Source organism: Prosthecobacter sp. (genome assembly GCF_044232965.1).
Classification (GTDB): Bacteria; Verrucomicrobiota; Verrucomicrobiia; order Verrucomicrobiales; family Verrucomicrobiaceae; genus Prosthecobacter.
The window spans coordinates 56,768-77,088 of record NZ_JBIIKX010000007.1; the positions used below are offsets into that span (position 1 = coordinate 56,768).

A 20,321-nucleotide genomic window follows, 5' to 3' on the forward strand; every position below is an offset into this window, starting at 1 on the left:
CCAACCCATGCTTCGACTCCTTCTTCACTTTTTCTTCGGCGGCGTGTTTGTATATTCAGGCTTGTTAAAAGTCGCTGACCCGATTTCCTTCCTCGATGACGTGCGCAGTTTTGATCTGCTGGGAGATCCCTGGGCCGCATGGGTGGCGATGGGGCTTCCTTGGCTGGAAATCCTGGCCGGACTGGCCGTGATGAGCGGTTTCATGCGCTCCGGCGGCCTCATGATTCTGAACGCCTCGTTGCTGGTCTTCCTCATTGCCATCGGCATCTCTTGGTGGCGTGGTATCGACATCCGCTGCGGTTGTTTCGGACACTCGGACGCGTCTTCGAATTACCGCGACCTTATTCTGCGTGACCTGCTGCTGCTGGCGGCGGGCATCGTGCTGGTCTGGCACGGCAAACCGAAATCCAAGGCATGAGCACTGAATTGAAATACCACTTCGCCTCCGACAACACCTCCGGCGTCTGCCCTGAGGCCTGGCAGGCGCTCGAAGAGGCGAACCAGGGCTACCAGCCGAGCTACGGGGCCGATTCGATCACGGCGGAAGCTTGCGAGACCTTCCGGTGCTTCTTTGAGACCGATTGCGATGTGTACTTCGTCTTCAACGGCACGGCGGCCAATTCGCTCGCGCTTGCGACGCTGTGCCGCAGCTACAACAGCATCATCACCGCGCATGAGGCGCATGTGGAGACGGATGAATGCGGCGCGCCGGAGTTTTTCAGCCACGGCTCGAAAATCCTGCTCGCCCGCAGTCCCCTTGGCAAACTGGACCCTGCGGATGTGGAACGCATCGCCACCAGCCGCAATGACCTGCATTTCCCCAAGCCGCGTGCTTTGAGCATCAGCCAAAGCACCGAACTGGGCACCGTCTATCGCCCCGGCGAGATCGCCGGACTTGGTGCACTCGCGAAACAGCACGGATTGGCGATCCACATGGACGGTGCGCGTTTTTTCAACGCGCTGGCCGGGTTGAACACCTCTCCAGCAGACATCACCTGGCGCGCCGGAGTCGATGTGTTGTGCTGTGGCGGCACGAAGCTCGGCATGGCCGTCACCGAGGCCGTGGTGTTCTTCAACAAGGACCTGTCGCAGGACTTTCAATACCGCTGCAAGCAGGCCGGGCAGCTCAGCTCCAAGATGCGCTTCATCTCCGCGCAGTGGCTGCGCATGCTGACCAACGACACCTGGAAAAAACACGCCAGCAGCGCCAACGTGCTCGCCCGCCGGCTCTCCGACGCCCTCGGCCACCTGCCCGGCGTGCAGATCCTCTATCCTGTCGATGCGAACGCCGTCTTTGCGAAACTGCCGGAGAAGATCAAAACCGGCCTCAAGGAGCGCGGCTGGGTTTTTTACAGCTTCATCGGCGGCGGATCGCGCCTGATGTGCTCCTGGCGAACGACCGAGGCAGATGTGGACGCATTTGTCGCTGATGCGACAGTTTTCGCCTGAGTGATCTCAAACGCCCTCGGGCGTGCCATCGGCAGCAGCGGCTTCATCTGCGACACTGGAAAGACGCTTGAAGTGCAATTGGAGCACGCGGCGCAGATCAGCCTTGGTGGTGGTGACCTCGTAATCTTCGATGGTCACTTTTTCTCCAACTTTTGGCAGATGACCGAGCAGATGCGTGACGTAACCGCCGATGGTGGTGACCTCGTCACTTTCGAGATCGATGCCGGTCTGATCGGCGAGTTCGTAAAGGTTGAACGTGCCCTCGACGGTGAACTCGTTCTCGTTGATGCGGCGGAACTCGCTGACCTCGTGGTCGAACTCGTCCTGAATATCGCCCACGATCTCCTCCAGCACGTTGTCGAGCGTGACAATGCCAACCGCGCCGCCAAACTCATCGACGGCCAGGGCGACGTGGACATGCTTGTCGAGAAAGAAGCGCAGCAGCTTGTCGATGGGCATCATCTCCGGTACCATATGAAGCTCACGCTTGATCTTGCGGAGGTCGGGCTGCGGCTTGCCGATGAGCGCCAGCAGATCCTTGATGTGAATGATGCCGATGGAGTGGTCCAGATGGCCCTCGACAAGTGGGTAGCGCGTGTGCTTCGAGTCGATCGCGGTCTTGAGGCTGGACTCGAAGCTGTCGTCGGCATCCAGGGAGATGACGGTGTTGCGCGGCGTCATCACATCACGCACACAGCGGTCGTTGAGGGCCAGAGCGTTGAGCAGGATGTCCTTCTCGGTCTCCGTCACCTCCTTCGATTTCTGGCTCTCCGCCACGATGTGACGCAGTTCTTCTTCCGAATGCGCAATCTCATGCTCGGAGACGGAAGAGATGCCAAACAGGCGCAGCATGACGTTCGTACTGGCGCTGAGAATCCAGATGGCGGGCTTCAGCACGACGTAAAACAAGTGCAGCGGCCGGGCGATGATCAGCGTGACGGCGAGTGATTTGCGGATGGCGAGCACCTTGGGCGTCTGTTCGCCCAAAACGACGTGGAGATAAGTCACAATGGCATAGGCGATGCCGATGGAGGTCCAGCGGATGACCGTCTCGCTCGTAACTCCCAGCTTGAACAGCATCGGCTGCACGACCATTGCCACATGCGGCTCGCCGAAAATGCCGAGCGCGATGCTGGTGAGCGTGATGCCGAGCTGGCCGGCGGAAAGGTAGGCGTCCAGGTTCCGCGTGACGTGCTGGGCGAACTTCGCACCGCTGGTGCCCTCATCGATGGCGGCGGTGAGCTGGCTGTCGCGCACCTTGACGATGGCAAACTCGGCGGCGACGAAAAAAGCGTTCAGCAGCACGATGGTCAGCACGATGACCGCCTGCCAGAACAAGTCGCTGGCCGTGAAATTCCACTCACGCACGAGTTCGGCGGATGCGTTGGCGAAAAACAGAATCATGGAGGCAGATCAGGCGCGGCTGGGAGGCTCAGAGCTTCTCGTAATTCCCATCGCAGCGCTTTTCCAGAATGGTGAACCCGGCGGCCTTGGCGTCGGACACAGAAAGCGGCTTGGTGTACTTCGGCGTGTTGAAACCGGAGATGAGCTTTTTGACTGGCTGTTTGCACAGCGGGCAGGCCTCAAGCGCAGGCCTGCTGATCGGACGCCGCAGATCGAAGCCCCTGCGGCAGGCAGGGCATCCTTTTTCAGGATCTTCCGCGATGTAAGAGTAGGTGGGCATGCAGGAAAGCGAAACACCTCCTCTCCGGGCGGCCGGCAACAGAGGCCGGACCGCCAGTTCGGACGGGAAGGCTACCAGCTCGACTTCGTCACGCCAGGAATCATGCCCTGGGAGGCGAGTTCGCGGAAAGTCATACGAGACATTTGGAAGCGGCGGATGAACGCACGACGACGGCCGGAAACGCGGCAGCGGTTGATGAGACGTGTCGGGCTTGCATCACGGGGAAGCAGCGAGAGGCCGACGTAGTCGCCCTTCTCCTTCAGTTCAGCACGGAGTTTCGCGTACTTTTCGACGGTTTTACGTTTGCGCTTGTCGCGCTCGAGCCAGCATGTTTTTGCCATAGGGGCGCGGAGTTTGCCCCGAGACCCCGGTTTGGCAAGCAAAATTTCCGTTGGCGAAAAGGTCAATTCGCGGTAAATGCCCGGCCTCTATGATCATCTTTTATGGAATGTGCCTCGCGGCAGCCCTTTTGTTCTGCGGTGTTCTCGCTTTCACCTACCTGGTGAAGGGCTGAATCACCCCGAAAGCCGGGCCTTATTGATAAAGAAACGTCGTCAGCGGGCTCGTCGCGGCGGCTTCCTCCGCGCTCTCGCCCAGGCCGATCTCATAAGCGCCACGCCCGGCCTCCACGGCCATTTTGAAGGCCTGTGCCATGCGCACCGGGTCAGCCGCCACGGCGATGGCCGTGTTCACCAGCACCGCGTCCGCACCTATTTCAAAGGCCTCCGCCGCATGGCTGGGAGCGCCAATGCCCGCGTCCACCACCACCGGCACCGTGGCCTGGGTGATGATGATCTCAATCTGCCGCCTCGTTGTGATGCCTTGGTGCGACCCGATGGGCGAGCCCAGAGGCATCACCGTGGCCGTACCCACGTCCTGCAAGCGACGGGCCAGTACCGGGTCGGCATTGATGTAGGGCAGCACGATAAATCCCTCTTTCACGAGGATTTCGGCCGCCTTGAGCGTCTCAATCGGGTCTGGCAGCAGGTAGCGCGGGTCGGGATGGATTTCGAGCTTCACCCAGTTCGGCAAACCGGCCGCCACCGCCAGTCTGGCAAGGCGCACCGCCTCCTCCGCGTTCATCGCGCCGCTGGTGTTCGGCAGCAGCAGCACGTTCTTCGGGATGAAATCGAGGATGTTCGCAAACGGATCACCCTTTCCCGTCAAATCCGCCCGCCGCAGCGCCACAGTCACGATTTCCGTCTCCGAGGCGATGATCGCCTCACGCATCAGCTCGCCGCTCGCGAATTTGCCCGTCCCAAGCATGAGACGGGAGTTGAACTGACGGTTGGCGATGGTGAGGGGCTGGTTTTGCACTGGGCGGGAGCAATGAACCAAATCGGGCCTCACGCAAGCATCACCCGCTGCAGCAGCTCGCTCGTGGGCGTCTGGATGCCGATGTAGAAGTCGCCAAACTCGCCGTACTGCGTGGTGACTTCATCAAAGCGCATCTCATAGACGATGCTCTTGATCTGGAAAATATCGTGCGCAAACAGCGTCACGCCCCATTCATGGCTGTCGAGGCCCGTGGAGCCGGAGATGAGCTGGCGCACCTTGCCGGCGTATTTGCGGCCCGTTTTCGCATGCCCGCCCATCAGCTCGCGACGCTTGGCAAACTCGTTCGCGTACCAGTTTGCGCCCACGCTGCGGCGCTTGCTCATCGGATAGAAACAGAACACCTGCCAGTCCGGCAGGTTGGGATAGAGGCGGTCGTTGAAATACTTCGTCATGTGGCCCTTCCACTCCGCGAGACGCTTCTCAAAAGCCTCCGAGCCGGGTGCCAAACCTTCCGCCTTCTCGATCTGCGCCTTGAACTCGTCCTCCGTCTGCGAGTACTCCGTCCACTCCGTCATCGACAGGTAGCTGTAGCTCGGCGTGAGCACGTCCGGGCCAAGCGCCAGGCTGACCTGCTTCTCAAAGCGCTGCGAATCGTGCAGATCCGGCGTGATGAGCATGAAGCCCAGTTCCGACTTCGGCGAGACCATCGCGAAGGCCAGCAACTGCGTGCCCGGATGCTTGCGGATCGCCTCGATCGTGCGCGTGAAATTCTCGCGACGCTCCTGCCGCTCCTCCGGCGTCAGCGCGGCCCAGTAGCCGTGGTCGATGGTGTAAAACAGGTGCTGCACCATCCAGCCCTCCTGCGCGAGCAGTGGTTTGGATTCAGCAGGGCCGTTGGAGGTGGGAAACGAGGTCGGAATGAGCATGGTCGGGGTGTTGGGGGTATGACTGTCCTCATACGCCGGAAACGCGGCGGCTCAATGGCCGAAAACTGGCTTCTGCTGCGCCTGTGCTTACCTCGTCTTCGTCTGGAACATCCGTGTGTGCCTCTGCGACGGCACCTCAACCGTGTAGCTCTTTCCATCCGCGCTCACCACGCAGTGGATGTGCTGCGCCACGCAATCCTCCGCCAGATCGCCGTGATTGGCGATCATCGCCTTGTCGGCGGTGTTCTCGGCATCGGGACGAATGTTCTCATGCACCTGATACATCGCCTGGATCGTCGGAGTCGATTTCAGCGCGTCCATCGCGCTCTTGCTGGTGCCTTTCTTCGGACCGTTGTTCATCACAGAAACGGTCGGCTGAAGGCTTTGAATGAGGATGGGATTGTTGCTGCTGTCCAGACCGTGGTGGTTCACCTGATACAGATCGACGGTGCCGACCAGATTGAAGGGCGAGACCAGTTTCTCCTCCGCATTCCACGTCAGATCACCTCCGTCAAAGAAGCGGAAACCGCCAAAATCGAGCACCATCACCACGCTGTTCGCATTGTCGCTCGGATCGGGCGCTTTCGGCGGCACAGAGCCCTTCAGCGGGTTTTCCGGCTGATCAGGAAACGGAGGGATGAATTTCTGATTCGCGCCAAGGCATCGCAGCGTGAGCTTCGGGCTGCCCTCGGCCTGTTTGAGCGGCAAAACATCGCCTGCGGCCAGCGTGACGCGTTTTTCGACCTTCGCATCGCGATAGGGCCGGCTCATCAAGGTCCAGCGCATGTCCTGCGCCTTGCCATCCGGGCTGCCCTCCGTGATTCCCTTGTCATAGAGTGTCCCAACCGGCATTAGCGCCGCCAGTTCGGCCAGACCACCAAAATGATCGAAATGAAAGTGTGTGATGATGACGTGGTCGATGCGCTTCAAACCTGCGACCTCCATGGCGACTTTCTGAATGCGCTGAGGATCACGCCCACCCGGGTTCCCCGTGTCGATGAGCACCGATTCACCCGCCGGGGTCACCATCAACGTCGAGCCACCGCCCTCTGAGTCGATCCAATAAATGTCGAGGGTCTTCTCACGCGCAGTGACTGCGAGAGTGAGGGCGAGGAAGGCAGCGAAGATGGCTTTCATGCAGAGGAGTCCGCATAAACGCCACGCGTGGCTGACTTCATTCCACCTTCACGCCCATCCCGTTCACCGGCTGCTCGATCACCACCCGCTCCTTGCCCACCATTTGGATCAAATCGGGCAGATCGTAGTGCCGCAGCACGCCATGCACCATGTTCACGGTTTGATCGAAGGTGCCCTCCGAGCCCACGAGCAATTCCCAACTCGGGATCATCTGCCGCAGCGTGATCGTCTGAAACGCATCTGGCTCCAGCGCCGCCGCATGCAGCGCGGGAATCGCTGCCTCGCCGATGGCGATCACGCTCACCTCGGATGACTTCGCCTTCAAAACGCGTGCCCAGCTCCGCACATCATCCGTGCGCATGCCCACGAAGCTTTTGCCCATGAGGTAAGCCGTGAGGATTTCGAGGTTGTCGCGACCAAACTGGCCTGCTCCGAACGACTTCCGCCGAAAGCCCGTCTCCGTCTCGCCGATGCCGCGCAGCTCGGCGGCGAGCACGAGGTTCCCGGCTTTCGCGAGTTGCTCGATAGCATCCACCTCGGCCTTCATGCTGCTGCCGTGCAAATAAAGGATGGCCTTTCCATTCGGCTTCGTCGGCACAAACAGCAACCCAGGCAATTGGAAGGCATTTTCGAGCTTCAGAGCCATCTTTTCGATGCTGAAGCCCACGCGCTCGATCTTGCCAATCACCTGCACTTGAGGCTCCGGCACCGACTCGGAAGCGCCCACGACCTCACGCACCGTTTTCGGCCCCAAACCGCTATCGCGTGTCTTGCTCAGCTTCTCGGCAGTCTCGGCGTTGATTTGAAAAACACTGCGTTCGCTCGGCAATAGCATCACCTGACCCTTCGGCGAGCATTGGAGCTGCTCCGGCGTCCAATCGGGTTTCGACAACTCACGGAGTTGGTTGTCATCGAAGGAATCCGGCAGTTTCGCCACCTCGCGCACGACGATGTCCTTGCCGAGAAGATGCCGCGCCATGAACCGCGTCACCGCTTCACGCAGTTGCAGCGTGAAGCCGTGCGGCGCGTCAGGAGCGGCCATGTCGATCATGTCAGGATGGCCGATTCGCGAATAGAAGCGCTTCGCATCGCGAAACAGGTCCCAGGTGCCGCTGAAGTCGAAGGTGACATCCCGCGTGCCCGCGCAGATGAGCGTGGGCTTCGGTGCACGCATGATGCAGTAGTCCGCCTCATCCATGCCAAAGGCGGTCTGCCCGGCGATGTTCTGCTCGCCATCCTGCGGTCCCTTCGTCTCAATGAGCTTCCGAAACGTCGTGAGGTAGCAACCCGGTGCTGCGGCGAGGATGCGATCATCCAGCGCCATCAAATACGCCGTCTCCGTGCCGCCGCCGCTGTTCCCCGTGCAACCAATCTTGTCCGCAAGGATGTCTTTGCGGCTTTGGAGGTAATCAATGACGCGCATGCCGTCCCAGATGCGAAACTGCGCCGCATTTGCGCCGATCAAAGCGCTGCTGATGCCCGTCATCGTGTGTTCGGTGGTACACATGAGCCGCACATTCGGATGCGGCACCTTCACATGCGGCGCGTCGTCAAACACAGCGCGTTCCTTCGCCAAATCGAGCATTTGGTAACGCTCGCCCTGGCCGATGGGGTCATAGCACAGCGCCGCCATGCCATGGCGGGCCAGAAGCATGCAGATGAGCTGATACTGCCCCGCCGCCTTGCCATCATGACTATGACCACACGGCACCAGCACCGCAGGCCACGGCGGAGGCGTGTCCGGCAGATACAAATTCCCCGTCAGATGAAACGCAGGCCGTGTCTCCAGGATGATTTTCTCCACGCGATAGCCTTTGCCTTGTAGCGTGCCGGTGATCTGCGGATTCAAAGGCGTGCGCTCCGGCAGCCCGCCGATGCGTTCGAGGAAAAACGCCTTTCGCTCCTCCTGCCATGCTTGGCAGGCCGCCTCGCTCTTGATCATCTTCTCAAACGCCTCGCTACGCCGCTCCGTCATCGCCACAAACTCCCGTGTGAGCCACTGCTCAAACGCCTCCGCCGGTTTCGAGGCAGAATCGAGCACGGTGAGATCGTCTGCAGCCAGTACAGAACCCAAAGTGAGAAAGAAGATCAGGAATCGCATGCACCCATTACGGCTCCCGCCACTCGCCCTTCCAAATCGGGCCGTGATCGATGCCGCGAGCATCGCGATAGAGGCTGAAGGTGCTTTCCATCTCCTTCATGAACTGCGCAAAGGGCGCGTCTTCGCGATGGAACATCGATTTGGCATCGTCAGCGATCAAAGCGGCCTTCCGCAGCGCAGAATGAAGCTGCGTGAGGTTGTCGCCGAACATCTGCAAACGAGCGCGCTGTGCGTCGGTGGCACATTCGGCCATGGTGGTGCGGTAGCGCTGCTCCATCGTGGCCAAGAGCGGTGCGTAGATGGTCTTCATGACTTCCTCGTTCACCTCGTAGTTGGCTCCTTTGTAGATGGGAGATTGCGCTTCTTTGTGCGCGGCCATTTTGGCGTCGAGTTCATCGTAAAGCGCTCGCATGTGCCGCCAGCCGGGGCCGTAGGCACGTTCGAGCCACTCGTTGAGAGCGGCGCTGACATCGAGCTGCGGATTCCAGAGCTGTTTGGCGAGCAGGTAGTTGATCGGCGCGTTCGCGCCCCAAGCGCTGGTGCCGACCATGCGCGCGCCCCAGGCTTTGTTTTGCGCGGCGGTGGGGAGTTCTCGCCTCAGGATGTCGAGACTCACGGGCAGCGGCGCGCCGTGGAAGCTGCGCATCCAGGTGGAGTAGTTGTGGTAGAAAAGATGCGGCGTGATCTTGCTCCAGCGCTTCATCACGTTCTCGAACTCGGCTCGATACAGCGGCTTGAGCAAACCGTAGCCGTAGTAGTTCAGCGGTGCCCAGCAGAGGCTCACGTTGTCCGTCAACTTCGGAGCGTTCGCGGGCGGATACTGATAGTTGTAATACACGAAGCCGCCCAGTCTGCGCCCGGGTCGTTCGCGGGCGATGATCTCGCCGACACGCTGGTAAAAGGTGAGCATCGCGCGTGCATGGCTCAGTTTGCCGTGCGGATCGATGTCGAGCAGCGGCTTGCATCGCTCGCAGGCGCAGAAGCCGCCGCCGTCGGTGGGCGAGATGCTCGACATCTCCCGCTTCGGATTGCGGTCCATCGTTTCGATGACGCGTTTCGCGAAAAGCTCCACCAAACCGGGCGCGGTGGTGCAGAAGAAGGTCACTTTGCCATTTCGCTCAAAGTTGCCGCTCGATGGCTTCCACTCAGGATGCTCCGCGAAGTCGGCGGGCTTCAAATAGTCATCCCACGAGTGCCCGTAGCCGGTGACGAAGGGATGCAGGCCGTTCGTGAGCCGCTGATGCTTCATCCAGTCGAGCACTGGAACGTAACGCGAGGTGATCTCGCGATCACTTTCGCCGAGATAGGCCACCGAACGCACCGCAAAGCCTGGCTGGCCGCGAATCGGCTCCTTCAGCTCAAATCTCAGCGCGTTCTGCTTCGGCACATCCTCGCCGAGTGGTCCTGGAAACAGCCAGCGCACGCCGAGAAAACGCTCCGCAAACTCGCACACGCCCCAAAGCGTCCCGTGGCTCGGAACGGCCCAAAGTGCCTCAGGAGTGCTGTCGTTCCCAGCAATGACGATGCCGTCTTTTTCACTGCGAATCTCAAATCCATCCTGCGGCAGCGAATCGTCGGCCACGAGCCGGATGGTGGGGCTGGAATCGATCCCAGCAGCGACGAGCAACCTTTGCAGCTCCGTCGCTGCCCACCGGGTCGTCTCACTGGCATCTGCTGAATGGTGAACGACAGGCTCGGCCTGAAGATGAGTCATCAAACACAAAAGAAAGAGCAGGACGAGGGAGCGCATGACTTTACTCCATCCAAAATGAGAACAAGCCGCCATTCTGCACGCTGAACTCGAGTCGCACGGGCTGGCGTTTTCGTGTGGAGAGCTTGGTGAGCTCGGGAATGGCGATGTCGGTGGCGTCGCGTTCGTTGAGCGTGACTTTTTGGAGTGCGGTGCCGGCTTCATCGAGCAGGCTGATGGTGAGGCGGCCAAATTTCATGGCCGCATTCACATGCAGCGTGCCGCCATCGTGGATGAAGGGCTTCGTGCGCAGGATGCCGGGGCGGTAATTGCCCTCCATGGCGACAAAGCGGTCGCGCTTGATCGTGGCGAGGCCGAGCGAGCCGCGAAACGGCGATACGCCGGCGAGCAGCTTCGGATTGTCCTCGGGAATCCAGCGCGTGCTGTGCAGGCCGTTGCGCCCGGTGTAGTAAAACCACAGCTCATCTCCGACGACGAGCGGATCGGCTGTGGGCGGCGAGATGACGCTGCGATCCCATTCGCCAAATCCGCCCTGCGCGAGGAAGGGCGAGCGATCGCAGAGACGCTGCCAGGTTTTATTGTCGCGGCTTACGGCGAGCTGGATGGGCAGCGTGACACTGTCGGGATTGTTCAGAAACATGTGCACGAGACCGATGTGCAGCCCGGCATACGAAATGCTGCGCATATCGTAAATTTCGGTCGTGGGCGTGTCCTGCGCATCGCTCGCCAAAACGAGATCGCCCTTCTCCGGCGTCCAATGGATGAAGTCGGCACTCTCACAGCGGATCACGGCTCGACCCGCGTTGTATTGCAGATTCGGCTCGGCGGCCTGCGCGGCCTTCTTTTCATCCGTGACGACTCCGAAGGCTCGTCCGAGCATGATCCAACGCTGACACTTCTCGTCCCAGTTCACATGGATCGGCGCATCGAGAGTCGCGTAGCTCGCGGGCTCGTTGTGCGGCGTCCAATGGATGCCATCGGGGCTGAAGGCCACGCCCAGCGCGGTGAGCTTGCCTGGCTTCGATGTGGGCGTGCGTTGAAACTTCCGGTCGATCCAGAGATAGGCCATCTTGTAGCGCTTTTGCGGATCGGTCTCGCGCTTGTCTTTGATGACGCCGCTCGCGTAGCAAAAGTAGGTCCATCCGCGCTCGCGTGAGCGCAAATAGGCCAGCTTGTCCGGCGGCGCTTCTTTTTGATCAAACTCGAAGCCGCTGAGAATCACGCGATTCGTCGGCTCCGCGTCGAACTCGGGGAACTGATGCAGTTTCGGCCGCTCCCAGTTGATGCCGTCCTTGCTGGTGAAGTAAAACACGCCCGGCCCGCCGCCATCGATCCACGCTTTGAAGATGCGCTCCTCCTCATCAAAGAGCACCGACGGCAAAAAGTAGCCCTCCGGCTCCCATTTCGCCCGCGGCACGATCATGGGGTTTGCCTCATGCTTCCGCGCCTGCTGCACCCGCCGCGTGAGATGCTCCGTGTGCTCGATGAGATGGTCGTCGAGGAAAAGTTGGTGTGTGTTGCCGATGCGGATGGACTCTGCGGCGGTGGCGAAAGCTGCCGACAGCAGCACGAGGAGGATTGTTTTCATGCGAGGACCTCCTTCACCACTTTCCCATGCACATCGGTGAGGCGAAAATCGCGACCTCCGTGGCGGAAGGTGAGGCGTTCGTGATCGAGACCGAGCAGATGGAGCATCGTCGCGTGAAGGTCGTGGATATGGACTTTGCCATCGACGGCTTCGTAGCCGAGCTCGTCTGTGGTGCCGTGGATGTGGCCGGCTTTCACTCCGCCACCGGCCATCCACATGGTGTAGCCTTTGTTGTTATGCCCGCGCCCGTCCTGACTGGCGTCGTCCGGTGTGCGACCAAATTCGCCGCCCCAAAGCACGAGGGTGTCATCCAGCAAGCCGCGTTGATCGAGATCCTGCAGCAGCCCGGCGATGGGTTTGTCGATCTGCGAGCAGTTGCGAATCATGCCGCTGTAGAGCGAGCCGTGCAGATCCCACTCGAGGTGGCTGATCTCGATGAAGCGCACGCCCGCCTCGGCGAAGCGTCGTGCGAGGAGGCACTGCCTGCCAAAGGTCTCCGTGGGCGATTTGTCCGCGCCATAGAGCTGGAGGGTTTCTTTGCTCTCGCCGCTGAGATCCATCACACGCGGCAGCTCGCCCTGCATGCGAAAGGCCAGCTCGTAACTGTCGATGATGCCTTCGACGCGAGGATCGGCGGTTTGGGCGAGCAAATCTCGATTCATCGCCTGGAGCAGATCGAGCTGCTCGCGTTGCGCTGAGTTTTGCAGGCGTGGATTCGTGATGTCGCCGAGCGTGAGGTTCGCGCCGGGTCGGTTCGCATCGCCAAGCAGTGTGGCGGAGCATGCGGCGGGCAAAAACGAGCTGGAGTAGTAGCGCAGGCCGCCGAGCGCGGTGAGTGGATTGATGGAGATGAAGCCCGGCAAATCGGCATTCTCCGTGCCGAGCCCGTGCACGGCCCACGCGCCCATGGAGGGCCGCACAAACTGAAAACTTCCGGTGTGGAGCTGCTCCAGCGCCTGTGGGTGGTTTTCGTTATCCGTCGTCATGCCACGCAGCAGGCAGAGCTTGTCCGCGTGCTTCGCGATTTCCGGCATGAGCTCGACGACGTCGATGCCACTCTGCCCGTGTTTGGCGAATTTCCACTTCGAGCCGAGCAGCTTCACGTTGCCTCGTCGTCCTTGCTGGCCCGTGCGTTTCGTGAGTTCCGGCTTGGGATCAAAGGTCTCCATCTGCGATGGCCCGCCGCGCATGCAGAGGAAGATGACGCGCTTCGCCTTCGCGGAGAAATGCGGCCCCTGTGCATGCGCCAGACCGGAGAATGCCAAAGCGCCGAATCCGGCGCTGGTGTGGCGGAGAAAGTCTCGGCGTGTGTGGAAGGAGGGCGTGTTCATTTTTTGGCACGGGGCTTGGCGCTCGGTTTCACATGGCTGGCGAGTTCCGCCTCGATCTGCGCCACCGTGGGCAGGCTGGCCTCAAACTCGGCCGGAAGGTTTTCCACGAGCTGTGTGGCCCATTGTGCCACGCCGATGGGCTTCTCGATGCCACGCAGCGCATACTCGACGACGAGCTTGTTCCGGCCTTTGCACAGCAGCAGTCCGATGGTGGGCTGATCATCCGCATGACGGAGCAGATCGTCCGCTGCGGAGAGGTAAAGATTCATCTGTCCGGCGTCTCCAGGCTGGAACTCGCGGTTCTTCAACTCAACGACGACATAGCGCCGCAGCCGCAGATGATAGAAAAGCAGGTCGAGGTAAAAATCCTGACTTCCCACTTCCAGATGCACCTGTTTGCCAACGAAGGCGAATCCCGCGCCGAGTTCGAGCAGGAAACGCTGGATGTGATCGACGAGCGCCTGCTCGACCTCGCGCTCGCGTCGCGGGTCACCCGTGCCAATGAAATCGAAGAGATACGGATCTTTGAAAATCTGCGCCGCGAGATCGGAGTCCGCAGGCGGCAGAGTGAGCTGGAAATTGTTCTGCGCTTTGCCCTCGCGCCGATGCGCCTGGGTTTCGATTTGCAGGCTGAGGATGGAGTGCGACCAGCCATGCTGCGCGGTTTTTTGCGCATACCATAGCCGCTCCTGCGGAGTCGTGAGCTTGTCGAGCAGGGCGACGTTTTGATACCAGCCTATTTGTGCAAGAGCCTCTTGCACAATTGCGCCGTCCGGCCATGCGGCGGCAAAGGCACGCATGTACTTGAGGTTGCGCGGAGAGAGTCCGCTCATGTCCGGGAATGCCTGACGCAAGTCCGCTGAAAGGCGGTCGATGACCTTCGCACCCCAGCCCTCAGCCTGCTGGCGGGCCAGGATGGAGCGGCCTACATCCCAATACGCCACCACCATCGCCGCGTTGGCCGCCAGCACCGTGCGCAGACGTGCCTGGGTGAGGCGGCTCTTGATCTCGCCAAGAAGACTGCCGTAGCCCTCTGGCATGTCACCCTTCGTAGCCACGGCGGTGAAACGCGCATCTTCACGGGCTCGACCACGAGCACGACGCTCAGGTGGCTTGGCGAGGGCTTGCTGCTTGGATTTGCGGGAGGAGGGCATGGCGGAAAAAGGGAATCTATCTCAGCACACGAAACTCCGCCGAGGCCAGCACGGTCTGGCAAAGGCTGGTCCAGCGTTCTTCAGAGGCGTTAGGGCCGAGAAATGCGGTGGCGCGGTTGATTTCGATCTCGGTGGGCTTTCGGGCAAAGGCCAGCTCATACAAACGCGTGAGTGGATCCGTGCCGCCAACGGTCACACGGCGCGCGAGATGCCCCGCTTGCTCGATGATCCACGGATTGTTCATGAGATGCAGTGCTTGTGCGGGCAGGGTGCTCTCCTCACGCTGCGCCACGGGTCGCTCTGGCGGTGCGAAATTGAAGAGGGTAAAGATTTCCGGCAGCGTGCCGCGCACGACGGGCAGATAGACGCTTCGATGATCATCCACGATATCTGCCGTGGTCATGAAGGGCTTGAAGGTGAAAAGCTCGGCGTCCCGCTGCGGATGGTAGCGATCCAGAAAGGGCTTCTGCGGCGGATACGGATCGAGCTGGCCGCTCACGGCGAGCACGGCATCGCGCAGCGCCTCGGCCTCGATCAAACGCGGCGTCATGCGGGAGAGCCACACGTTGTCCGGGTCCGCGTCATGTGTGCGTGCGGACGACTGGCGGTAGGCACGGCTGAGCACGATCTCTTTGATGAGCCACTTCACCGACCAGCCTTCCTCCATGAACCGCACCGCTAGGAAATCGAGCAACTCGGGATGCGAAGGCCGCGCGCCCGTGATGCCGAAATCATCCGGCGTGGTGACGAGTGCGCGGCCAAAGAGCTTCTGCCACACGCGGTTCACCATCACACGAGCCGTGAGCGGATTGTCACGATGCGTGAGCCACTGGGCGAGTTCAAGCCGTCCACTTTGCTTCGCAGACGGTGCGGGCACATCCTTGATCGAAATGACGCGCAGAAAGCCGCGCGGCACGGTGCCGCCGAGATTCGTTGTCTCGCCGCGGATGTGGATGCGGCTGTCCTCCGGCTTGTCGCGATCACGAGCGCCCATGGCCCACGCGGGTTGCGGGGGCGCGGCGTCCTTCAGCTCCTCCACACCCTTTTCCAGCGCAGCCACTTTCACATTCCAGTCCGCCACCTTCGCCTCCATCTCGGCGATCTCGGCGGCGAGTTTGTCCTTCTCTTCGCCCTTCAGCGTCGCCAGCAATCGTTTCTTCTCGGGGATGCGTTTGGACACACTGTAGCGTGCCGAGCGGGCCTCATGCATCGCCAGCATGTCCGCATCCAGCTTCTCGAAGTAAGCCAGCGCCGCCGGTGCGAGCTTCTCCGCATCCGCGCCGAGCGCATGCCATTCCGTGTGATGAAACGCCGTGGCTTTGATGCCGCGCGGGCCGTAACCGTGAAGCGGCTGCGTGCTGCGCAGGATGCCCGCCAGCGCGTAGTAGTCCGCCGTGGGGATGGGATCAAACTTATGGTCGTGGCAGCGCGCGCAGGCCACGGAAAGTCCGAGCACGCTGCGGCTGATCGTTTCGATCTGTTCGTCGATCACATCCATGCGGTAGATCTCCGGCTTCTGCTCCTCCAGCGCCTTCGCGCCCAGCGCGAGGAAACCCGTAGCCGTGAGCAACTCATCTCGCCGCGTCAGATTCTCAGCGGGCATCAAGTCTCCGGCGATCTGCTCACGGATGAACTTATCGTAAGGTTTGTCGTTATTGAATGAAGCGATGACGTAATCGCGGTATCGCCAAGCATGGTGAAAAATCACATTGCGGTCGCGGCCATTGCTGTCGGCGTATCGCGCCAAATCCAGCCAGTGACGCCCCCAGCGCTCGCCAAAGTGAGGGCTCTTCAAAAGAGCATCCACGATCTGCGGCAAGTCAGCCGCTCCAGGCACCTCCGCAGGCGGCAGACCGATCAGATCAAACGAGAGCCGCCTCACGAGGCTGCCAGTATCCACGTCGGCACTCGGCGTGAGCTTCTGCTGCTCCATCTTCGCGAGGACAAAATGATCCAGCTCTCGCAACGGCCAGTCCTTCGCCTTCACCACCGGCACAGCGGCCTTTTTCGGCGGAAGAAGAGACCAATGCACCTCCGCGCCCACCGCAGGAAGGACGATCCACATCAAGCATGGCAGGAGGCAGCGCATGACATTCAGCGATTCATAAATTCAGCACTCCGAGACGGAGCGGACACACGTCCCTCCGCGTCCACGGCGCTGACCTCGAACACATACGTCGCCCCGATCAAAAGCTGGCGGCTGAGGTCGAGTTTCTGATCAGATGTCGCAATGCTGGCGTGGGGCAGAACTTCGGTGTCTTCGTAACCCACAGCCGGCTTGATCAAAACCGGCGTCACTCGATAAATCGCGCCCGATCCCGCCCACGACAGCACGCCTTTGGCAAAGGTGATATCCGCAGGTGCCGCCACATTTTGCGCCACAGCACTCGGCGGGCGGATCGACACGCGCCATGCATCAATACGGCGATTCGCAGGCGTGATGACGACCAGCGAATCATCGGCCGCCGATGTCATGCCCGCATTGCCGCCGCTGAGGCTCGTCAAAACGTGAGCCTTGCTCCATTCGCGGCCATTTCCATCGGCGGAGAGGTAAAGACGGCTATGATTCTTCGAGTGCGCCGTGAGCAACGCGAGCACGCCATTCGGCAGGAGCTGCAACGTCGGCAACTTGCCCGCGATGGGCAGCTTATCAGGCACGGACCACGTCTTGCCACGATCCGCTGACCGCGCGCTCACGAGTGATGCTTTCGAGCTGCTGCCTGTGCGCACGATGGCGAGCCAGTCGCCGCTTTTCGTCGGCGAGACGGTCGTTTCGAGCCACGGCGTCGTCACTGGTGCTCCCGCCTTCACCATCGCCGCCGCCGTCGTGATGCTCGAAAGCACCGTCCAGCGCTTGCCGCGATCCACCGAGGTCAAAAGCAGCGCGTGGTTGCCATGCTTGCCCCACGCATAGGCAGGCATGAAAAGAGCGCTCTTATCATCCTCGAACACATGCGGCAACGGCCTCGCGATCACGCCAAATTCCGCCGGACACTCGATCACCGCTGTCTGCGACTGCCAGGTGCGTCCCTCATCCTTCGAGATCGCGATTTGATACGCATCCTCAGGCACATCCTTCGCGGTGATCTCGCCGCGTTTCTTCGGATCAGGCACCCAGCGAATGCCAAACGCGAGCAGATCCCCATTCCGCAGACGATCCGCCCACAGATCCACCATCTTCGCCATCGGCCAGTCATCCGGCTGTGCTTTCCAGGAGGCTCCGCCATCCTCCGAAACACTCGCGCCCGAGCCTCCGCTGCCACCAAAGTCATCAGGATGATTCGGGTAGAACATCAGCAGCCGACCTCCCGCCGAAACAATCTGTCCGCCACCGGTGATGCCTTCACGTTCGACGATGGTGACGCGTGGTTGAACGAGCACCAGCGGATCAGCGGCAATCGCCGAACCCATCAGGCTGATCACTGCGGCAAGTATGAATGATCTCATGACACCGTGTTCGCCTTCAGCACGCGCAGCATGTTTCCGCCGATGACTTGTCGGATCGCCTCATCGCTGTGGCCGCGCTGGATCATGCCGAGGGTGAAAAGAGGCCAGTTCGACCAAGCGACGCTCTGCTCGGCTTCGATAGTCGTTTGATAGTCATCCTTCGGCCACAGATGCTCCCAGCGATCTGCGGGACCGCCGGGGGCCTTCATCAGTTTGGCGCGTTCTTCTTTGTCGAAACGTGAGGTGTAGGCCACATCGCAGCCGATGGCGGCGTGCTTGGAGCCGAACTTTTTGATGACGTGGTCGAGATGGTCCATCAGCGCGGTGATGTCGCCCTTGCCGCCTAGGAAACGGGGGATGCAGCACATGCCGACGAGGCCGTCCGTGTCACAGATGGCCTTGATGGTGTCGTCGGGCTTGCCACGGAAGTGTTTGTACAAGGATGCGCAGGTCGTGTGACTGGCCACCATCGGTTTGGCAGAGGCCTTGGCCGCGTCGAAGGCTGTTTTCCAGCCGCTGTGCGCCACATCAACAATGACGCCGACCTTGTTCATCTCCGCGACGGCGGCGTGGCCGAAATCGCTCAATCCGCCGTCGTGCGGTTCGCCTGCCCCGTCGCCGATGGGATTCCGGCGGTTGTAGGTGGCGTGCATCATGCGGGTGCCAAGCTCGTGGAAGATGCGGATGAAGCGCAGTTCATCCTTCACGCTTTCCCAATCCTGCATGAGCGGCACGCCGTTGGTGGTGAAGCACAGGCCGACGTTCCCTGACTTCTTCAAAGCCACAATTTCCTCCGCCGTGACCACCTTGGACAGCGCGGGCTTCATCAAGTCGGTCGCCTTGGTGAAGTGCGCGAGACGTTTGATCAGCCGCATCGGATCGCTGCCTTCCTCCCCCGTGTTTTGGAAGATGCAGGTCACGCCCGCCGCATGGAAGGCGTCGAGGAACTCCTTTCGCTCGCGCTCGTTCGTCGCGTTGCGGTTCATGCCCATCGACTCGCGCAGATCGGCGATCTCACCAGCGGAAGCGCCCGACTTGATGGCCGCGTTCATCGCCTCCGCATCAATGGCGCAGCGTGGAGCGAAACCGTAGCTCTCAAACACCACCGAGCCGAAATGCAGCTCCCACGCGTGGTCGATCTGCGCCTGCGTTGGCTTCAGCAGGTTGAGTGCAACCTCGCGCGGCTTGTCGATGGCCGGGTTGCCGGTGATCCAGGACTTTTTTGACTCCTGGGAGCGGACATGGATGTGAAGGCTGCTGGCGAGAGTGGCGAGCGGCAAAGTTTGAAGCAGACGGCGGCGGGAGATCGGGGTGCTCATGAAGTGAACTCAACAAACGCCGCTCAACGACAGTTCATCGCGGCCAAAGCGGCCAGATTGCATCTTGCAACGCCGGTGGCGTGGTCTTAGCATTGCTCCAATTCATAGACTCGAAATCGTTGTGATGCGAAACCCGGGGTAGCGCTTCGCGCAACCTTGGGCTGAATGAGGGAAGCCCCTTGGCCTTCATTGATTCAGCTTGTCTGAAGCGACTCACGCAGCATGCCCATGCTTGCGTTGCCGCCGGTGAGCACGCAGGCCACGCGTTTGCCCTGCCACTGCTCGCGCTGTTTTTTCAGCGCCGCGTAGGCCAGCGCACCGGCGCCTTCGGCGATGTTGTGCGTGGCTTGGATGATCTCGCGCATCGCGGCGATGGCTTCGTCATCGTTCACGGTCACGATGTCATGCGCATGACGAATCACATGCTCCAGCGCGTCCTTGTTCGGCGTTTTGCACGCCACGCCTTCCGCCACGCGTGTCGTGCTTGATTGCTCGATGAACTGTCGCTGCTGAAACGACAATGCATACGCTGGTGCATGCTCGGACACGACGCCGATGATCTTCGTCTTCAATCCCAGTGCCTCGCGGGCCGCTGCGATACCGCAGAAGCCGGAACCGAGGCCGATGGGCACGAAAACCGCGTCCAAATCCGCGACGGAGCGAAACATTTCCAAGCCATACGTCGCCACGCCGCGCACGAGCCAGGGATGAAACGACGGCACGGCATGCAGGCCTTCTTTCGCGGCCAGTTCGCGCGAGTATTCGAGGGCTTCTTGAAATTCGCGGCCATGCTCGACGAGTTCGGCGTCCAACGAGCGCATGGCGTTGTTCTTTTCCGGGTTGTTGCCATGCGGCACCACGATCACAGCCCGCAGGCCGTTCAGCTTGGCCGCGAAAGCGATGGACTGCCCATGATTGCCCGTTGTGGCGGCGATGACACCGCGCACGTCGGGCTGCTGGCGTTTTAATTCGTCCATATAGACGAGCCCGCCGCGAATCTTGAAAGCGCCGACCGGCGTGTGGTTCTCATGCTTCAACCACAGCTCGCAGCCGAGGCACGCCTCGAGCAGCGGCCAGCGATAGGTTGGCGTTTCGCGAATGTGCGGACGAATGAGCACCTTGGCGGCTTCGATTTCGCTCAGGGTTGGCAGAGGTTCCATCCGGCACGGCTAGGCATGATCTGAGGAAAGTCACGC

Annotated in this window: 17 protein-coding genes; 2 read left to right on the top strand and 15 right to left on the bottom strand. The window is 60.9% G+C overall.

The genetic code is table 11. The features are described from left to right. Positions 1 to 7 precede the first annotated feature (7 nt). Positions 8 to 418 (top strand): MauE/DoxX family redox-associated membrane protein, encoded by a 411-nt coding sequence (locus tag ACILSI_RS04830; protein WP_395720717.1) that lies wholly within the window; start codon positions 8 to 10, stop codon positions 416 to 418. Beyond that, positions 415 to 1,449, top strand: coding sequence for a threonine aldolase family protein (locus ACILSI_RS04835; RefSeq protein ID WP_395720718.1), 1,035 nt, complete (start codon positions 415 to 417; stop codon positions 1,447 to 1,449). Before ACILSI_RS04830 ends, ACILSI_RS04835 begins: the two co-directional genes overlap by 4 nt. Before the next feature lie 6 nt (positions 1,450 to 1,455). On the opposite strand, the gene ACILSI_RS04840 is transcribed toward ACILSI_RS04835, so the two are convergent. From ACILSI_RS04840 to ACILSI_RS04910, 15 genes are all read right to left on the bottom strand, one after another. Further along, positions 1,456 to 2,853: a hemolysin family protein gene (locus tag ACILSI_RS04840; RefSeq protein WP_395720719.1), complete on the bottom strand. Its 1,398-nt coding sequence runs from the start codon at positions 2,851 to 2,853 to the stop codon at positions 1,456 to 1,458. Between the two features lie 28 nt (positions 2,854 to 2,881). Next, complete coding sequence (locus ACILSI_RS04845; protein WP_395720720.1) at positions 2,882 to 3,133, bottom strand: FmdB family zinc ribbon protein; 252 nt, start codon at positions 3,131 to 3,133, stop codon at positions 2,882 to 2,884. A gap of 71 nt (positions 3,134 to 3,204) precedes the next feature. Beyond that, positions 3,205 to 3,474, bottom strand: a complete 270-nt coding sequence (gene rpsN / locus ACILSI_RS04850) for a 30S ribosomal protein S14 (RefSeq protein WP_395720721.1) — start codon at positions 3,472 to 3,474, stop codon at positions 3,205 to 3,207. A 193-nt stretch (positions 3,475 to 3,667) separates the two neighbouring features. Then, positions 3,668 to 4,450 carry a thiazole synthase gene (locus tag ACILSI_RS04855; RefSeq protein ID WP_395720722.1) on the bottom strand — a complete coding sequence of 261 codons (783 nt, stop codon included), beginning with the start codon at positions 4,448 to 4,450 and terminating at the stop codon, positions 3,668 to 3,670. A 29-nt stretch (positions 4,451 to 4,479) separates the two neighbouring features. Beyond that, complete coding sequence (gene hemQ, locus ACILSI_RS04860) at positions 4,480 to 5,337, bottom strand: hydrogen peroxide-dependent heme synthase (RefSeq protein WP_395720723.1); 858 nt, start codon at positions 5,335 to 5,337, stop codon at positions 4,480 to 4,482. Positions 5,338 to 5,424: 87 nt separating this feature from the next. Next, positions 5,425 to 6,474: a ComEC/Rec2 family competence protein gene (locus tag ACILSI_RS04865; protein WP_395720724.1), complete on the bottom strand. Its 1,050-nt coding sequence runs from the start codon at positions 6,472 to 6,474 to the stop codon at positions 5,425 to 5,427. A gap of 37 nt (positions 6,475 to 6,511) precedes the next feature. Beyond that, complete coding sequence (locus tag ACILSI_RS04870) at positions 6,512 to 8,575, bottom strand: alpha/beta hydrolase family protein (protein ID WP_395720725.1); 2,064 nt, start codon at positions 8,573 to 8,575, stop codon at positions 6,512 to 6,514. A 7-nt stretch (positions 8,576 to 8,582) separates the two neighbouring features. Next, complete coding sequence (locus ACILSI_RS04875; protein WP_395720726.1) at positions 8,583 to 10,325, bottom strand: DUF4838 domain-containing protein; 1,743 nt, start codon at positions 10,323 to 10,325, stop codon at positions 8,583 to 8,585. Between the two features lie 4 nt (positions 10,326 to 10,329). Beyond that, the gene (locus tag ACILSI_RS04880) at positions 10,330 to 11,874 is read right to left on the bottom strand and encodes a hypothetical protein (RefSeq protein ID WP_395720727.1); all 1,545 of its coding nucleotides are present in this window, start codon (positions 11,872 to 11,874) and stop codon (positions 10,330 to 10,332) included. Continuing rightward, entirely contained in the window at positions 11,871 to 13,205 is a 1,335-nt protein-coding gene (locus ACILSI_RS04885; protein ID WP_395720728.1) for a DUF1501 domain-containing protein, read from the bottom strand. The genes ACILSI_RS04880 and ACILSI_RS04885 overlap by 4 nt, the downstream gene beginning before the upstream one ends. Beyond that, on the bottom strand, positions 13,202 to 14,359 hold the full coding sequence (locus tag ACILSI_RS04890) for a YhcG family protein (RefSeq protein ID WP_395720729.1): 1,158 nt from the start codon (positions 14,357 to 14,359) through the stop codon (positions 13,202 to 13,204). Before ACILSI_RS04890 ends, ACILSI_RS04885 begins: the two co-directional genes overlap by 4 nt. 16 nt (positions 14,360 to 14,375) lie before the next feature. After that, positions 14,376 to 16,448 (bottom strand): DUF1553 domain-containing protein, encoded by a 2,073-nt coding sequence (locus ACILSI_RS04895; RefSeq protein ID WP_395720730.1) that lies wholly within the window; start codon positions 16,446 to 16,448, stop codon positions 14,376 to 14,378. Between the two features lie 5 nt (positions 16,449 to 16,453). Further along, positions 16,454 to 17,806 (bottom strand): sialidase family protein, encoded by a 1,353-nt coding sequence (locus ACILSI_RS04900; RefSeq protein WP_395720731.1) that lies wholly within the window; start codon positions 17,804 to 17,806, stop codon positions 16,454 to 16,456. Further along, positions 17,803 to 19,125, bottom strand: coding sequence for a dipeptidase (locus tag ACILSI_RS04905; RefSeq protein ID WP_395720732.1), 1,323 nt, complete (start codon positions 19,123 to 19,125; stop codon positions 17,803 to 17,805). The genes ACILSI_RS04900 and ACILSI_RS04905 overlap by 4 nt, the downstream gene beginning before the upstream one ends. 194 nt (positions 19,126 to 19,319) lie before the next feature. Then, positions 19,320 to 20,276 carry a threonine dehydratase gene (locus tag ACILSI_RS04910; RefSeq protein ID WP_395720795.1) on the bottom strand — a complete coding sequence of 319 codons (957 nt, stop codon included), beginning with the start codon at positions 20,274 to 20,276 and terminating at the stop codon, positions 19,320 to 19,322. Positions 20,277 to 20,321: the final 45 nt, after the last annotated feature.

What these genes read in the sequence shown, in the direction of transcription:
- ACILSI_RS04830 (WP_395720717.1), top strand. Translation starts at nt 8, where the DNA reads ATGCTTCGACTCCTTCTTCACTTTTTCTTCGGCGGCGTGTTTGTATAT.
- ACILSI_RS04835 (WP_395720718.1), top strand. Translation starts at nt 415, where the DNA reads ATGAGCACTGAATTGAAATACCACTTCGCCTCCGACAACACCTCCGGC.
- ACILSI_RS04840 (WP_395720719.1), bottom strand. Translation starts at nt 2,853, where the DNA reads ATGATTCTGTTTTTCGCCAACGCATCCGCCGAACTCGTGCGTGAGTGG.
- ACILSI_RS04845 (WP_395720720.1), bottom strand. Translation starts at nt 3,133, where the DNA reads ATGCCCACCTACTCTTACATCGCGGAAGATCCTGAAAAAGGATGCCCT.
- rpsN (WP_395720721.1), bottom strand. Translation starts at nt 3,474, where the DNA reads ATGGCAAAAACATGCTGGCTCGAGCGCGACAAGCGCAAACGTAAAACC.
- hemQ (WP_395720723.1), bottom strand. Translation starts at nt 5,337, where the DNA reads ATGCTCATTCCGACCTCGTTTCCCACCTCCAACGGCCCTGCTGAATCC.
- ACILSI_RS04865 (WP_395720724.1), bottom strand. Translation starts at nt 6,474, where the DNA reads ATGAAAGCCATCTTCGCTGCCTTCCTCGCCCTCACTCTCGCAGTCACT.
- ACILSI_RS04870 (WP_395720725.1), bottom strand. Translation starts at nt 8,575, where the DNA reads ATGCGATTCCTGATCTTCTTTCTCACTTTGGGTTCTGTACTGGCTGCA.
- ACILSI_RS04875 (WP_395720726.1), bottom strand. Translation starts at nt 10,325, where the DNA reads ATGCGCTCCCTCGTCCTGCTCTTTCTTTTGTGTTTGATGACTCATCTT.
- ACILSI_RS04880 (WP_395720727.1), bottom strand. Translation starts at nt 11,874, where the DNA reads ATGAAAACAATCCTCCTCGTGCTGCTGTCGGCAGCTTTCGCCACCGCC.
- ACILSI_RS04885 (WP_395720728.1), bottom strand. Translation starts at nt 13,205, where the DNA reads ATGAACACGCCCTCCTTCCACACACGCCGAGACTTTCTCCGCCACACC.
- ACILSI_RS04890 (WP_395720729.1), bottom strand. Translation starts at nt 14,359, where the DNA reads ATGCCCTCCTCCCGCAAATCCAAGCAGCAAGCCCTCGCCAAGCCACCT.
- ACILSI_RS04895 (WP_395720730.1), bottom strand. Translation starts at nt 16,448, where the DNA reads ATGCGCTGCCTCCTGCCATGCTTGATGTGGATCGTCCTTCCTGCGGTG.
- ACILSI_RS04900 (WP_395720731.1), bottom strand. Translation starts at nt 17,806, where the DNA reads ATGAGATCATTCATACTTGCCGCAGTGATCAGCCTGATGGGTTCGGCG.
- ACILSI_RS04905 (WP_395720732.1), bottom strand. Translation starts at nt 19,125, where the DNA reads ATGAGCACCCCGATCTCCCGCCGCCGTCTGCTTCAAACTTTGCCGCTC.